A 14795-nucleotide genomic window follows, 5' to 3' on the forward strand; every position below is an offset into this window, starting at 1 on the left:
TGAATTTTTGATTTTAGGTTTGTCGAATTATTCAGCCAGCATTTTTACCCACTCATATTGGTCCAATAATTCATTGTTTTTGAAAACCATTTTTCGCTTTATCGACTCAAGGATAAAACCGTTCTTTTGCAATACCCGCATGGATGCTTTATTGTTTTGAAATGTATACGCTTCTATTCTGCTCATTTCCATTTGTTCGCTGATGTATGAACACAACAATCTACATGCTTCTGTGGCTATTCCGTTTCCCCAATATGGCTCTCCTATATAATACCCGATTTCAATGTTTTTCCTATATACATCTTCTTTCAAAGTACAGCCGCAACCACCTACAATTTTCTGTTGCCATACTATAGCAAAGTGCTGAACTGGTTTTTCCGTCGCTGATTTTGTTATCCATTGTAATGCATCTGTAACCGTATAGGGACTTGGAAAAAAATCACGCATATTGTTCCAAATATTCCGGTTATTGGCTATTGATGCAAGGGACTGGGCATCTTGCTTTTGCCAGGGTCTCAAAACAATATCAATCATCTTGTTTCTTTATTGTTCTGTTCAGGTAATCGCTATAATCGGGTAATTGCGATTCGTATTCCTGGTGCATAAATGGTGATGTGATCAGGAAATCGGCCGTTGCTCTGTCGCATGCCATGGGAATATTCCATAAAACACATAACCTCAGCAATGCCTTTACATCACTATCGTGTGGTTGTGCTTCCATTGGGTCCCAGAAGAAAAACATCATATCAATTTCACCATTTGCTATCATCGCACCAATTTGCTGATCACCTCCCATCGGGCCGCTCATGAGTTTTTTTACCGGTCGATCCATTTTTTCTTCAATAAGTTTTCCGGTAGTGCCTGTAGCAAATAGTTCGTGTTTGGAAAGTACTTCTCGGTTATGCGCAACCCATTCCATGAGGTCGGCTTTTTTATGGTCATGTGCCACCAGCGCAATTTTTTTTCGCTGTCCTAATTTCTTTATTGCTGACATGTTTTGCAGTTGTTTCTTATGCGACAGAAAGATAACTTTTTCTTTTTGCTTCGCTGACGTTTACGGTTTTATTTTATAGTGTACCGCGTACCACGCTGTTATTGGATGGGTTAGCAATATGATAGCAATAAGATAATTGGGTAAATGCAGCGTAAAAAGCAAAGCAGTTAAGAGGCATAAATAAAGAGGATAAAGCAACAACAGCATACCAAATAATACCGAGTCATAAAAAACAGTATTCCTGGTTTTCCTTTTTACGAATTGTTTGATCAGTCCATATATAGGTATGTGTAAAAACAAGCCAATGGAAGACAATAAAGCATATAGCGGGTTTGAATTTTTTTGCTCTTTTACGGGTAGTTGAATCATTTCTTGTATTGAATCAAACAGTATACGATTAAATTCCTGCATGTTTTGGGCATCTTGCTCATGCTTAAACAGGTCCTCTGTTTTATAGGGTTTTGCAAATTGTATCCGAATGTTTTTGCCAAATTGGTGAAAGCTGTTATAGGCGATTGATACGGGCATTATTCCAGTTATTCTGCCTTGCTTTTTTTCCGTAAGTGCTATTCTTGCTGCCCCTTTTTTGAATGGTTGTAGTTGATGTGTATGTAAACAAATGCCTTCAATAAAAATCAATACTATTTTCCCTTTTTCCAGCAATTCTGCAGAGCGGTTAAAAGCATGTTCATTGAGGTGCAGGTTTTCTTTTCCTTCGGATAAACGATAAACAGGTATCATGTGCAGCAGACCAAGTAAAAAGCGATGCCATGGTTTACGAAAAGCATCACCCCGGGCCAGAAAGTAAATCGGTTCTTTAAATTGGGCGGCTATTACAATGGCGTCGAGGAATGAGTTCGGGTGGTTTGCTACAAGTAATAGGGGTCCTTTTGCATACCCGTTTTCCTGGTTTACCAATTGGATATCTACACAGAAAATTTTGAGTGCAAGTCTAATTGGCAGTTTTATCAGGCTATAGATCAATCCGTTGTTTTGCTTAAAAATACAGTAAGTTCAAATTAAGATCTGAGGAAAAAGGGTGGTTTAGCAGCTATTATTTAGTTTTTTTCTATTGTCATTTGGTAATAAGCTATTGCAGGGAGATTTTTCCAAAGAAAAAGCCACCTCCTGGAAAGGAGGCGGCTCATATTTACTAACCCATCTCAAAAAAATTTAGGCTTCGGCAACGGCTTTGGCTTCTGTCAGTTTGGCTCTTATTTTGCCTTCTATCTCATTAGATAATTCTGGATTATCGTTGAGTAACTGTTTAACGGCATCTCTACCCTGACCTAGCTTATTGCTTTCATAGCTGAACCAGGATCCGCTTTTCTGAACGATTCCTAGTTCTACGCCCATATCAATTATTTCTCCCACTTTACTAATACCTCCTCCGAATATGATATCGAATTCGGCAGCGCGGAATGGTGGTGCTACTTTATTTTTTACCACTTTTACTTTTACCCTGTTTCCTACAGCTTCATCGCCATCTTTGATTTGTGTCATACGACGAATATCAAGTCGTACAGAAGCATAGAATTTTAAGGCATTACCACCGGTTGTTGTTTCAGGATTGCCAAACATTACCCCAATTTTTTCGCGCAACTGGTTAATGAATATGCAAACTGTATTTGTTTTATTAATGGTTGCTGTAAGTTTTCTTAAAGCCTGGCTCATCAAACGCGCCTGCAATCCCATTTTGCTATCACCCATTTCGCCTTCCAGCTCACCTTTTGGCACCAGCGCGGCAACAGAATCTATCACTACAACATCTAACGCACCAGATAATATTAACCTGTCGGCAATTTCTAATGCCTGTTCGCCATAGTCTGGCTGAGATATAAGCAGGTTGTCTACATCCACCCCAAGCTTTCTTGCATATGAGCTGTCGAATGCGTGTTCCGCATCAATGATGGCACACATACCGCCTTTTTTCTGCGCTTCTGCAATTACATGAATAGCAACGGTTGTTTTACCAGATGATTCTGGTCCATATATTTCAATGATTCTTCCTTTGGGTAAACCGCCAACACCTAATGCTGTATCAAGACCAATAGACCCTGTGGAAATTACTTCCATAGCATCTTGTGTTCTCTCATTCATCATCATCACACTGCCTTTTCCAAAATCTTTGTCAATCTTATCGATTGTCAGCTTCAGGGCTTTTAATTTTTCTGCGTTACTCATGGTTTTCTTTTTTGAATTTAATGGGACTGTAAAAATAGTTCCCGGGAATCAAATAAACTAATTTTTTTAGTATTTTTTTTACTAACGTCTTTAGTTTGGCCTTATTGTGCTAAAGTAGGGGTTTGTTTTTTGCCGGGATCGCGTATTTATACCTGATTTTGGGGCGAGTTTTGCACATTGCGGGTGAGTCCGGAAGACCGAAAGTCGGAAAGTCCGATAGCTTCACTAAGTGAAGCTCTTCGTTACATGGAGGAATTAAAACCAAAACATCCTCTAAAGCCGGTCTTGCCTACTTTCGGTCTTCCGGACCCCTTACTAATATGTATTCGTCATATCCTCATCTACACAAATAATAAAATCTGCACGGCCTAAATGTTCGGCGCTGAGTTTGTGGATGTCTTTTTGTGAAACAGTACTAATAGTGACTATTTTTAATGACGGGTTTTGTCTTTTGAGGTACCAGTTTAATCCATCATAAAAATCAGAATGGTATGCCCCATTATAATGTATCAGCAATGACCCTGGCTTATAATATTTCAGCATAAAATGCGCCATCGTAGCATCTTTAATGGCTTGTGCCTTGGGTAAGTTTTCGCCTCCGTGTCCACCCATCATTTCAATCATTTTTTTATAACCCGGTAATTCCGCATCATAAGCAATCGGTAATGGGGCTATCCATGCTTTTTCCTTGGTAGGCAAACTATCTAATACACCGAAGCCGCTCTTTGCTACCATTGAAGCATACCTGCGTGGTACATTACTTGCCGCAAAGGCAATTTTATTTTCCTTTGCGAAATTTACCAATGGCGCATAATCAGTCGGGTAGTTTTTCCAAAGTCTTGCCATCGAATCAAGTTGTTTCTGTTTAATGGATCCGGCAAGGTATAGGTCTAAGGCTTCCTGGTTATCCTGCTCAAACATTTCTGCTCCGAGCACCAGGTCGCGTTTTCCACTCAGGTCTTTTGTTACTTCCAACTGCAACCAGTGAGCAATAGCATTGTTGTGAAATTCCCCAAAAAGTAAAATGTCTTTATCTGCGATAGCTTTGAGCATTTTTTCATAGCTCACTTTCTTGCCCTTAGCATTATAGATGATGTATGGTTGTTTCTTTTGTGCAGCAGCAGTAAAAGAAAGGATAACCAGCAAGGAGAAAATCATTTTTTTCATAATAAAGCAATGTTAGGGTTTTTTCCCTGCGTTAACTCCATTTCCTCTCGTTCTCTGCGGTGATTTTACCCGAATATTCACCGCAGAGAACGAGAGGAAATGGGGATTTCGCAGAGTTGTTTACTTATACAAACCGCTCGTGGCTCACAGCCCAAAGCTTATAGCTTATCTGTTATACTCACTCAGCCAATGAAATTGTTTTTCGGCAAGACGGTATTGTTTATTGGTTCTTTTGAGTCTTATAAATAATGTATCGCCTTTTACCGGGCCCCTCAAGGTTATGGTGCTGCTGTCTGGAATGCTGTATTTCAATGTGAACAAGCTATCAGATTGAGGCCCCGCCCAACGGAAAGTCATTTGTTGTTTGACCGTATCAACAAAATATCCGAAATAAGCTCTTCCATATACACGTCTGAACATGGTATCAGCGCTCAGCATACTGCCGCTTGTTCCGGGTTGAAAAATAAGCTGGCTCCATCTGTGTGTTGAGTCGCCGATGATAGCAGGTATCGTATCCTTGTTTACTACGAAATCGGCTACATCGTACACTCCTGAACGAATTGGTTTTTGATCGGATATGTTTTGCATACCCTGGTAACGTTCATACGAATTATAAAATGGTAGTATAATGATCAGCACAACAAATAAGCCCTTTAATACATAACGGGTAATGCGCTGCCATTTTTTATTGATCGTAATATCATATATCGTACTTACTGGTGCTGTTTTATTATGTATAAAAAAAGCTGCAATTCGCTGGTGCTCCTGTATTACCAGAAACATCGACATGACCACCAGATGTGTTGAAAATAATTTTACAGGAATATCATAGCTCAGGTTCATGGCCATTACATTGGCAAAAACGGCCAATGCCATTAAGGCCCCCGCTGTGGCTGTTTTTCTGTTGAATAACAATAGTCCTACTATTACTTCTGCAACTCCTGAAAATACCTGGTATGGGGTTGAATAGCCGATGAATAACCACGATAACCTCATTGGTAAAAACTCTCCCAATGGAGTAGCAAGTTGACTTAGCGATGGAAAATACATTTGTAAGGCAAATACTTTAATAATACCATATCCAAATGCCACCATGGCTACATTATAGCGTACGATGGTAACCAGTAAATAATTCCATTTGGGATATCCTTTTTTGTTTTTATCTGCAACCGTCCATATTAAGGATACAAGCAGAGAAAATAACGTAAAGAACCATAAGTGTGTCCAGGCCCAGGATGTATCGCCACTACCATTTAGTGGTACTAATTCTTTATATACCTTAAAGATGTTTTTATTCGCAAACTGAACAAGCTGTTCCTGCAACCAGTACCAAGGTTGCGTTACGACAGAAACATAAGGCAGGTTTTCGATCCATGTCCACGGTGCTATGGATATCATGAAGTAAACGAAGAAAAACCTGAAGAGTAGTTTTTGGGTAAAATTCCAGTGGGTGTTTGTATTCATACAAGCATGTGTGATTGGTAGTATGAATATATTATTTTAGCCACAGATTATTATGAATTAATCTTCGTTTCTGCTTCTAAAGGATATTGGTCGTTTTGTACGTTTTTATTGTCACAAAATATGTCTACCAGCCAATCCCATAATCTTCCCCGTGATTACTACTGCCTCCCCAGAAGCTCCCGTGTTTCCAATCGAACCAGATAGCATTTATTGGACCGCTGGTGCGGTCTTCAAAGCTTAGGGTATATCCCATTGATCTTAATTCTTTTCGCACCCAATCGGGTGTATTGCTGTGTAACAACAGGTTTCCCGGGCGTGGTGCTCTGTCTGCTGTTTTATTTCCTCCGAGGGATAGCCATAATTGATTGGTATTTATATTGGCCGCCTCGCTTGCCTCTTGCACCGTCATCCCGAATTCAACCATGTTCAGGAAAAACTGTAACAGGTTCTGATCTTGTGTATCACCACCTTGCACAGCAAAAGAAAGCCATGGTTTTCCTTCTTTCAAAGCCATAGACGGTGTAAGTGTTACTCTTGGTCTTTTTCCGGGTGCCACTACATTAAAAGGATTTATTGATGAGTCTAATACAAAACTTTGCATGCGCTGGCTCATACCTACTCCGGTATTTCCTGCGATACATGCAGGCAGCCATCCTCCACTGGGGGTTATAGATACAACCCATCCATCTTTATCTGCCGCTTCCACTGATGTGGTTCCCATCCATAGCGCTTCTTTATATTCCGCATCAGATAATGATGCCATTTGTCGCTGATCATGTGCAGGTGTAAATCCTCTCTTACTGCTGGTATCTTTTACATCGTATCCGCGACTTTTTAATAATTCTATATATGGATTTGTTTTTCCTTCAAATGGATATGGATCTCCAGGACCAGCATTTGCATCATTTCTTTCCATACCAATTAGTTTTGCTCTTTGTTTTGCATATGCTTTACTCAATAAACCTTTCATCGGCTCTTCTGGTGCAGCATAAGAATCGCCATAATAAAAATCGCGATCCGCAAAACTCAGGTTCATCGCCTGATAAATCGTATGAATATATTTCGCTGAATTATAGCCCATATTTTTCAGGTCGAAATTTTCCAGGATATTCAACGCTTGTAACATAACCGGTCCTTGTGTCCACTGTTTCAATTTGTATACTTCTATTCCTTTATAATTAGTTTGCAGGGGCTCTTCTTCTATTGGCTTCCAATTAGCCAGGTCTGCTTTGGTGATCAGCCCTCCCTGTTCCTGTGCACCACGAACAAATTCATCTGCTATATCTCCTTTATAAAACCGGTCATAAGCTGCATAGATAGCAGCTTTTCTGTTCTTTCCAGCCTTCAGCGCAGTCTGTTCTGCTTCCACCATTTTTGTAAGTGTATTTAGCAGGTCTTTCTGCACAAATATTTCTCCTGCCTCCGGTGCTTCTCTTTTTTGTCCGGCATGGGTAAGAAAAACTTTCTTACTATATGGCCATTGTTTAATCTGGTCTTTTCCTCTTTCAATACTATTGGCCGTCTGCGCTTCAATCGGATAACCTGCAGCTAGATCCATAGCGGGTGCTAATACTTCTTTCAAACTCATGGTGCCATATTCTGCCAGCATATAGCATATACCTCCGGGTGTACCTGGTGTAGTGGCAGCCAACGGACCATACTGTGGCGGGAAATTCATTCCCTTCGCTTTAAAAAACTCCGGCGTTGCGCCCGTAGGAGCTACTCCCATCGCATTAATAGCAATAACTTTTTTTGTCTTTGGATTATGTATCAATGCCTGTGTTTCCCCTCCCCAGCTCAACACATCCCACATGGTACAGGTTGCAGCAAGCATGGCACATGATGCATCCACTGCATTACCTCCTTTCTGAAAAATCATAGCCCCTGCAGTAGCCGCCAGTGGCTTTCCTGTAATCGCCATCCAGTTTTTTCCATGCAGTGGTGGTTTTTGAGTTTGTTGGGCGATGGCAGTTGTTGAAATAAATAAGAAAACAATGAGTAGATTTTTCATACTTATAGTTGTTCTGTAAATATAAGACGAGACGGGAGAAGAACAGAGGAACAGAGAAATATCCAACACCCAATATCCAAATACTTGGAAATTGGACATTCCTCTGTTCCTCTGTTCTTCTTTTCCTACGCCATCACCGCGAGCATCGAAAGTAAATATTCTCCTGCCAGTTTATTGCCTTGTATCTTGATTATGGTTTCTTCTTTTTTTATTCCTTTTGTAAATAGACGCCAGGCAATTTCGCCTTCAATTGTGATGAGGTTTTCAGTTATTGGCAGATTTTCTGCCTGTATCCATTTATTCCCATCATGGTATAGATGCCAGATGCCGCCCGCTTCTCCGGTTATTTCAAAGGATAATACTTCATCCTTCTTTGCCGGAAAATTTCTGTAATGATGTGGTAGTGCGCGCATAGATGTTTCCAAATGTGGGTGATACCATTCTCTTTTATACAGTTCTTTTTCTTTTCCTAGAGCCAGTCTTATTTGTTGCTGGTGGTGCCATTTTTCTGTGTATTCTCTTGCCCAATGAAACCAGTTGGCAGATGTTTCTTCGCCCGCCCAGGCTACAGAAAATAAAGCCGGTGCAAAAAGATCTATAATAGTGAGGTAATCTGCTATTTCTTTATTGGTTTGTTTTAATAATTCAATCACCAGTTTTGGGCTCATTCTTTTTGCTGCCCTAATCCAGTCAGCATTTAACTGATTGAGGTAAGCCAATAAATCATCATAACTATTGATACTTCCGGGAGGATCTCCAAAATAACCATCTCGCTGTATGGATAAGATCCTGATGTTTCCATCCAATAAATGCAATACCACATCTTCCACTTTCCATTTCGGTACAATGGTTTGTTTTTTCCAGTCTTCTGGAGATAAGTTTTCCAATAACTCAACCAATTTCTGATCAAGCGCCGGAATACGGTCGGCAATTAATATAGGACCTGGAGTGTTCATAGAGGTAAGATAGGAGGGAAATGAGAAATAAGAAATAAGGAATATGAAATAAGGAATATGAAATAAGGAAGTTTTTTTGAAATAGGCAGAATTTTAAATTTCTCCTACACAATCACTTTCTCATTTCATATTCCTTATTTCTTATTCTTCTGTTCTTTATCCGATAAGTCCTGCTGCTTTACTAATCTCCAACATTCGGTCCATCGGTTTTTTTGCTGCGAGGCGCAGATTTTCTTCCATGTGGATTTCTGGTTGTTCATACATCATACATAAATACAGTTTTTCGAGTGTATTCAGTTTCATGTGTGGACAATCATTACATGCGCAGTTATTAGTAGGTGGTGCAGGGATAAATGTTTTTTCCGGACTAGCTTGTTGCATCTGGTGCAGAATGCCCGTTTCTGTTGCAACGATATATTCCTGGGTACTATCGGTTTGAGAATACTTTAATAACTGGGTTGTGCTTCCAATATAATCTGCTACTGCTAACACAGCTTCTTCGCATTCAGGGTGTGCGATTATTTTTGCGTTGGGGTGACGAACTTTTAGTTTGGTTATCTTTTCGAGGCTGAATATTTCGTGTACCATACAAGCGCCGTTCCAAAGTAACATTTCTCTTCCTGTTTTTTTACTCAGGTAGGCACCTAGATTTTTATCGGGTGCAAAAATGATTGGCTGATCTTTTGGTACACTTTCAATAATCTTTTCTGCATTACTGCTGGTGCAAATGATATCAGACAGTGCCTTAATCTCTGCAGTACAGTTTATGTAAGAGATTACGATATGATCGGGGTGTTTATCCCTGAATGCCTTAAATGGTCCCGCAGGGGCACTATCGGCTAAAGAACAACCCGCTTTTAGGTCGGGTAAGAGTACTTTTTTGGTTGGATTCAGGATCTTGGCTGTTTCTGCCATGAAGTGAACGCCGGCAAATACGATAATGCTGGCATCGGTTTCGCGGGCTTTTTGGGCCAACCCAAGACTATCTCCAATAAAGTCTGCCACGTCTTGAATATCTGGTTCCTGGTAGTAGTGAGCGAGTATAACCGCATTTTTTTCTTTCTTTAGTCGCTCAATCTCGGCAAAAATATCCAGACGCGCATCTATTTCTAAATCAAGGAAACCTTTTTCCTGTATTTTTTCTTTTGCTTCAACAATGTTCATAATCACGGTAATAATAATTAATAATACCTATTTATATAAATCACTTATTACTATTAGGGGTGTGGATTTCGGGATAACTTATTTATCCCCATTGCGCAAAGTTAACCTGTATGAGTTTATCCACCCTAATTAACATGTTTTTCCACGGCTTAACATTCCGGTAATATTGAATAAACTGCTTTTAACCCACACCCGTTAATAAGTAAATACACATACCCCTATTTTAACAATTCACTTTTGTTTCACTGTGCGTTAATACGGGGTAAAATGATGAGAATCTCTGATGTCTGATCGCTGATGGAGGATTTGGGTGTATTTATTCGAGTGCTTTCCACATTTTAAAATTGAAAAAGTGCAGTTTTCCACCGAAATACTGATTTATGAACAGGAGGATGTGGATTTTGTTGATTCCTTTTTGTTCTCAGACAATTGATTTACGCTTTTGTATTATGATTTATAATATTGTATAATATTTTTTATTTATATCCTCCATTAGCGATCAGACATCAACCATTCTCCTTTCATTGTCCAGTCTAGCTTAAAATAGGTTATCCACAATTTGTTCTAATGCTTTAATCCCCTATTTTTGCCTCCCGCCATATAGGCGGTTTTATTTATTGTACCAATTAAACTGATTTATGTCTGTTATTCAAAGAATTCGTGACAAAGGTGCCTGGATCGTTTTTGCTATTATTGCATTGGCCCTGATTGCTTTTATCCTCCAGGATGGTGTAGGAAGAGGTGGTAGCGCTTTTTCCAATACAACTGTTATTGGTAAAGTAAATGGTCAGAAAATCGACCGCCAGGATTTTGAATCTAAGCTTGCTATGCAGGAGCGTATGTATGGTGCACAAGGTGCTCAACGTGATCAATTAATTGGTGCATTATGGATGCAGGAAGTTGAAAGAATTGTGTTAGATCAGGAATACAATAAACTTGGTTTACAGGTTTCCCCTAAAGAGTTAAGCGATATTTTATTTGGACCTAATTCCCCTTTACGTCAGGAGTTCACAGATCCTAATACCGGTGAATTTAAAGTTGCCGAAGCCAGACAAGCTTTTAATCAGCTTAAGAAAAGTACCAATAAGGAACAGGTTGAAATGATTAACAAGGCTTATATCGAACCAACGATTGAGCAAACCCTGAGAAGCAAATACCTGGCTTTATTACAACAAGCTTCTTATGTACCAAAATGGCTGGTTGAAAAACAACAGGCAGATAATAATGCAATAGCAAATATATCTTATGTATATATGCCTTATGCTGCTATTTCTGACAGCGCAGTTAAAGTAACTGATGCAGATATTGCCGCTTATGTTAAAAAGCATAGTAAAGAATACCAGAAAGAAGAAGAAACACGTTCTATCAACTATGTTTACTTCAATGCTTCTCCTAATGGCGCAGATACACTGAATACATTAAATCAGGTAATGAGCCTGAAAGATGAATTCGCTACAACAAGTGAAGTTGCTTCTTTCTTAAGCAAAGTAGGAACCGAACTTACTTACTACGATAGCTACTTTAGTAAAGCAAGAATGCAACAGCCTAATAAAGACTCAATTACCAGAACTCCTGTTGGAGGCCTTTACGGTCCTTACCTTGATGGTGGTAATTATACAATCGCTAAAATGGTTGGTGTTAAAAACTGGCCAGACAGCGCTCGTGTACGTCATATCCTGATTGCAACACAGAACCCACAAACAGGTCAAATTACACGTCCGGATACAACAGCTAAGAAACTGGCTGATAGTATTGAAGCAGCCATTAAAGGTGGTGCTGATTTTGTTGCCCTTTGCGCAAAATATTCTGATGATGGAAACAAAAACACCGGTGGTGTATATGAATATTTTGAGCAAGGTAAAATGGTGATCCCTTTTAATGATTTTTGTTTTGATAAACCTGTTGGATCTAAAGGTGTGGTAAAAACAGATTTTGGATACCATTATGTAGAAGTGTTGGGACAAAAGAACTTTAACCCTGCGTATAAAATCGCTTATTTATCGAAACCAATTTTGGCAAGTAGTGAAACAATAAGTGCTGCAAATACAGCAGCTTCTCAATTTGCTGCTACCGCTAAAAAAGGAAGTAAAGAATTTGCTTCTGCTGCTTTAAAAAGCAATGTGAATATTCTTACTGCTGCAGATATTAAGCAGAATGATTTTAATATTAATGGAGTTGGACAAACACGCTCCCTGGTTCGTTGGGTTTATGAAAATAAAACTGGAGCTGTTTCAGAACCGGTTGAAGTTGGTGACCGTTATATAGTTGCCATAGTTTCTGGTATTAATCCAGCAGGAACCTTATCTCCTGCAGAAGCAAGACCACTTGTTGAAGGATTTATCCGCAACGAGAAAAAAGCAAAACAAATACTGGATGGTAAGTTCAAAGGAGCTTCTTTAGAAGCAATTGCTTCTTCTATCGGTACGCAGGTATTGCGTGCAGATAGCCTGAGCTTCTCAACTCCTTTCCTTCCAAATGTTGGAAGCGAGCCTAAAATTATTGGAGCCGCTTTCAATAAATCTTTACAAGGAAAAGTTAGCAGCCCAATTGCCGGCTTAACTGGTGTTTTTGCATTAAAAGTTGAAAGCAATAGTGCACGTGCCGGAATAATGGATGCTGAAACAATCAAACAAACACTTTTACAAGGAAGTCGCGTTGCAGTTTTCCGCGGTGTTCAGGCTTTGAAAAGTGCAGCGGTTATAAAAGATAACCGCTTTAAATTCTATTAAGCTTAATCTTTAATATTTTACAACCCCGGTTCTAAAGACCGGGGTTTTTTATTGAAAATCAATTCGTTACAGTTACTCCGCCATAGCTTTCCCTTTACCGAAAGCAGCATTTCACAGAATGTGGTAATTTTACAGATAATTTGAGTGTATGTCTGAAGTGATTGTAAACAAAGTAGCGGAGAGTGGATTAATCAGTTTTGATCTGGAGGAATATTATCCCAAATCGATCCGTAAAGTGTTTGATCTGAAAGATCATTTATTTATGGGTTTAATATTGAAGGAGAAAGATTTTCGTGCCGCTCTGTTACAAATGGATTGGTCTGAATATGCCGGAGCAGATGTTGCTATTACTTGTTCTGCAGACGCTATTATACCTATGTGGGCATATATGTTGGTTGCCAGTTATCTTGAACCTGTTGCACAACATGTAATTGTTGGAACCGAAACTGAATTGATTAATCAGTTAATGCTGAAAAATATTGATGCAATTGATGCTACAGAATATACTGACCAGCGAGTTGTGGTTAAAGGTTGTGGTGATATAGCGATTCCTGAAGCTGCATATGTTGCTATTACAAATAAACTTCGTCCGGTTGCAAAAAGTATCATGTACGGCGAACCTTGCAGCACGGTTCCCATTTTTAAGAAACAGAAAAATAAGGAATAAGAAATAAGAAACAGAGAAATAAGAAAGGGAAGGATTCACAGTTCCTCTGTTCCTTATTTCTTATTCCTTATTTCTCTGTTTTTAACTTCATCAAACCTGCTATCGTAATCTTCCCGGATAGTACCGAGTATTCTGTCCCAGAATAAAAAGTATAAACCATAATTTCCTTTAAAGTATTGGTGGTGCTGGTTATGGTTCACCGATGTGTTGATCCATCTTCCTACTCTTGTACGGTGAAATCCTTTTGGGTATAACTCATAACCGAGGTGACCATATACATTATACACAATCATGAAGAAGAAGAATATTAGCAGGTGCGTACGGTGTATAGGAAAAGTAAAAGCAAAAAGAAAGAGCACCCCAATTTCTATAAATGCTTCTATCGGGTGAAAGGAATAGGCTGCCCAGGGAGATGGGTTGGTAGACTTGTGGTGTACAAGGTGTACGTAATTAAATATTTTTTTATGGTGCATTAATCGATGCAGGAAATAGAAATAGGTATCATGTATAATTAGCATCAGAGGAAACACCGCGATATAATAGGTCCAACCGTAATCACTGATGTTTTTATAGAATGTAGTATGGGGTCTTAATAAAGGGCTCGTAAAAATGAAGGAAGAAACCAGGCTAAAAATAACCATCGTTATCAGCGAATAGCCAATCTCCCGGAAATAATCTTCAGATTTTGGAAATCTTTGCTGAATTTTTTTATAGAGCCATTTATTCCTGAATACCAGGTAAAATATGAGATAAGCAGAAAGGGCCAGCAGAAAATATCTGGAAGCAATTAGCTCAGCGTTTTTCCAGGCAGCGGTCCAGTTCATTTATCAAGATTTAGCCATAGAGGGATAAAATTACCCATCCAATATACTATTTATATAAAATGTATGGCATCTCCTGAGTATTAGAAAAAGCTTAATTATTTGCAAAAGAAAAGGGATCCTTATTGTTCCATAAATCGCTGTAATCCGAATTTAGCTTTCAGTTGTAATTTTTTATGAAAATAGCCAGACCATCCCATCAGCCAACCGGTTAGGCCAAAAGCCTGTTTGCTCCAGCGATAAATGGAAAAAGCATCTGAATGTTCTATAATTAGACCATCTTTAAAGCGCATGTGCGCTGTTATATCATTCTGTACTTTTCTGCCTGTTTGGGTAAAAGTATATACCGCATTCCAATGGGTTGTGGTATATTCTTCATCCAGTATTTTAATGTTATCGTAGGTTAGGGTAAAATCTTTGGCTCTTGTGCAGAGCATTTCCCACATGGCTTTCACTTCATTACAATCTAAGAGGCCAAATACCGGATCACTGAACACCGCTTCCGGATGGTAACAGGATTGCATAGTACGGTAATCGAGTTGTTGAAACGCGTCGTAGAATTTGTGTATGGTTATTTCGTTGTTATGCATATTTGTAAATCTAGAACATTGTAAGCCGAACTTATCATTCATCTATTC

General features: G+C 39.2%; 13 protein-coding genes. 2 read left to right on the forward strand and 11 right to left on the reverse strand.

Going from position 1 to position 14795, the window contains the following annotated elements; all coding sequences use genetic code 11:
* Window positions 1-27: 27 nt before the first annotated feature.
* The 9 genes from ACH30E_RS02000 to nadA form a co-directional block, all read right to left on the reverse strand.
* Window positions 28-534, reverse strand: a complete 507-nt coding sequence (locus ACH30E_RS02000; protein WP_490823439.1) for a GNAT family N-acetyltransferase — start codon at window positions 532-534, stop codon at window positions 28-30.
* Window positions 527-994, reverse strand: a complete 468-nt coding sequence (locus tag ACH30E_RS02005) for a methylglyoxal synthase (protein ID WP_294989819.1) — start codon at window positions 992-994, stop codon at window positions 527-529. The genes ACH30E_RS02000 and ACH30E_RS02005 overlap by 8 nt, the downstream gene beginning before the upstream one ends.
* Window positions 995-1054: 60 nt before the next feature.
* Window positions 1055-1978, reverse strand: coding sequence for a lysophospholipid acyltransferase family protein (locus ACH30E_RS02010; RefSeq protein ID WP_490823440.1), 924 nt, complete (start codon window positions 1976-1978; stop codon window positions 1055-1057).
* A 189-nt stretch (window positions 1979-2167) separates the two neighbouring features.
* Window positions 2168-3178, reverse strand: a complete 1011-nt coding sequence (gene recA, locus ACH30E_RS02015; protein WP_294989825.1) for a recombinase RecA — start codon at window positions 3176-3178, stop codon at window positions 2168-2170.
* Between the two features lie 315 nt (window positions 3179-3493).
* Entirely contained in the window at window positions 3494-4345 is an 852-nt protein-coding gene (locus ACH30E_RS02020; RefSeq protein WP_490823441.1) for a ChaN family lipoprotein, read from the reverse strand.
* A 165-nt stretch (window positions 4346-4510) separates the two neighbouring features.
* The gene (locus ACH30E_RS02025) at window positions 4511-5809 is read right to left on the reverse strand and encodes a hypothetical protein (RefSeq protein ID WP_490823442.1); all 1299 of its coding nucleotides are present in this window, start codon (window positions 5807-5809) and stop codon (window positions 4511-4513) included.
* A gap of 124 nt (window positions 5810-5933) precedes the next feature.
* The gene (locus ACH30E_RS02030) at window positions 5934-7820 is read right to left on the reverse strand and encodes a gamma-glutamyltransferase family protein (RefSeq protein WP_490823443.1); all 1887 of its coding nucleotides are present in this window, start codon (window positions 7818-7820) and stop codon (window positions 5934-5936) included.
* 125 nt (window positions 7821-7945) lie between these two features.
* Window positions 7946-8776, reverse strand: coding sequence for a maleylpyruvate isomerase N-terminal domain-containing protein (locus tag ACH30E_RS02035; RefSeq protein WP_490823444.1), 831 nt, complete (start codon window positions 8774-8776; stop codon window positions 7946-7948).
* A gap of 156 nt (window positions 8777-8932) precedes the next feature.
* A complete protein-coding gene (gene nadA, locus ACH30E_RS02040) occupies window positions 8933-9940 on the reverse strand; it encodes a quinolinate synthase NadA (RefSeq protein ID WP_490823445.1) in 1008 nt (335 codons plus the stop codon).
* 638 nt (window positions 9941-10578) lie between these two features.
* Between nadA and ACH30E_RS02045 the strand changes: the two genes are divergently transcribed.
* The gene (locus ACH30E_RS02045; protein WP_490823446.1) at window positions 10579-12669 is read left to right on the forward strand and encodes a peptidylprolyl isomerase; all 2091 of its coding nucleotides are present in this window, start codon (window positions 10579-10581) and stop codon (window positions 12667-12669) included.
* Window positions 12670-12817: 148 nt separating this feature from the next.
* Complete coding sequence (locus tag ACH30E_RS02050) at window positions 12818-13336, forward strand: DUF2480 family protein (RefSeq protein WP_490823447.1); 519 nt, start codon at window positions 12818-12820, stop codon at window positions 13334-13336.
* Window positions 13337-13389: 53 nt separating this feature from the next.
* Here the strand turns inward: ACH30E_RS02050 and ACH30E_RS02055 are convergent, their stop codons facing one another.
* Both ACH30E_RS02055 and ACH30E_RS02060 read right to left on the reverse strand, forming a co-directional pair.
* Window positions 13390-14160 (reverse strand): sterol desaturase family protein, encoded by a 771-nt coding sequence (locus tag ACH30E_RS02055; protein WP_490823448.1) that lies wholly within the window; start codon window positions 14158-14160, stop codon window positions 13390-13392.
* A 119-nt stretch (window positions 14161-14279) separates the two neighbouring features.
* On the reverse strand, window positions 14280-14747 hold the full coding sequence (locus ACH30E_RS02060) for a nuclear transport factor 2 family protein (protein ID WP_294989850.1): 468 nt from the start codon (window positions 14745-14747) through the stop codon (window positions 14280-14282).
* Window positions 14748-14795 lie beyond the last annotated feature (48 nt).

The sequence above is a fragment of the Sediminibacterium sp. FW305-C-61 genome (assembly GCF_058231065.1).

Bases quoted from the DNA above. Each gene is read 5' to 3' on its own strand.
- ACH30E_RS02025 (WP_490823442.1), bottom strand. From the start codon at position 5,809: ATGAATACAAACACCCACTGGAATTTTACCCAAAAACTACTCTTCAGG.
- ACH30E_RS02045 (WP_490823446.1), top strand. From the start codon at position 10,579: ATGTCTGTTATTCAAAGAATTCGTGACAAAGGTGCCTGGATCGTTTTT.
- ACH30E_RS02005 (WP_294989819.1), bottom strand. From the start codon at position 994: ATGTCAGCAATAAAGAAATTAGGACAGCGAAAAAAAATTGCGCTGGTG.
- ACH30E_RS02060 (WP_294989850.1), bottom strand. From the start codon at position 14,747: ATGCATAACAACGAAATAACCATACACAAATTCTACGACGCGTTTCAA.
- ACH30E_RS02030 (WP_490823443.1), bottom strand. From the start codon at position 7,820: ATGAAAAATCTACTCATTGTTTTCTTATTTATTTCAACAACTGCCATC.
- ACH30E_RS02020 (WP_490823441.1), bottom strand. From the start codon at position 4,345: ATGAAAAAAATGATTTTCTCCTTGCTGGTTATCCTTTCTTTTACTGCT.
- ACH30E_RS02055 (WP_490823448.1), bottom strand. From the start codon at position 14,160: ATGAACTGGACCGCTGCCTGGAAAAACGCTGAGCTAATTGCTTCCAGA.
- recA (WP_294989825.1), bottom strand. From the start codon at position 3,178: ATGAGTAACGCAGAAAAATTAAAAGCCCTGAAGCTGACAATCGATAAG.
- nadA (WP_490823445.1), bottom strand. From the start codon at position 9,940: ATGAACATTGTTGAAGCAAAAGAAAAAATACAGGAAAAAGGTTTCCTT.
- ACH30E_RS02035 (WP_490823444.1), bottom strand. From the start codon at position 8,776: ATGAACACTCCAGGTCCTATATTAATTGCCGACCGTATTCCGGCGCTT.
- ACH30E_RS02050 (WP_490823447.1), top strand. From the start codon at position 12,818: ATGTCTGAAGTGATTGTAAACAAAGTAGCGGAGAGTGGATTAATCAGT.
- ACH30E_RS02000 (WP_490823439.1), bottom strand. From the start codon at position 534: ATGATTGATATTGTTTTGAGACCCTGGCAAAAGCAAGATGCCCAGTCC.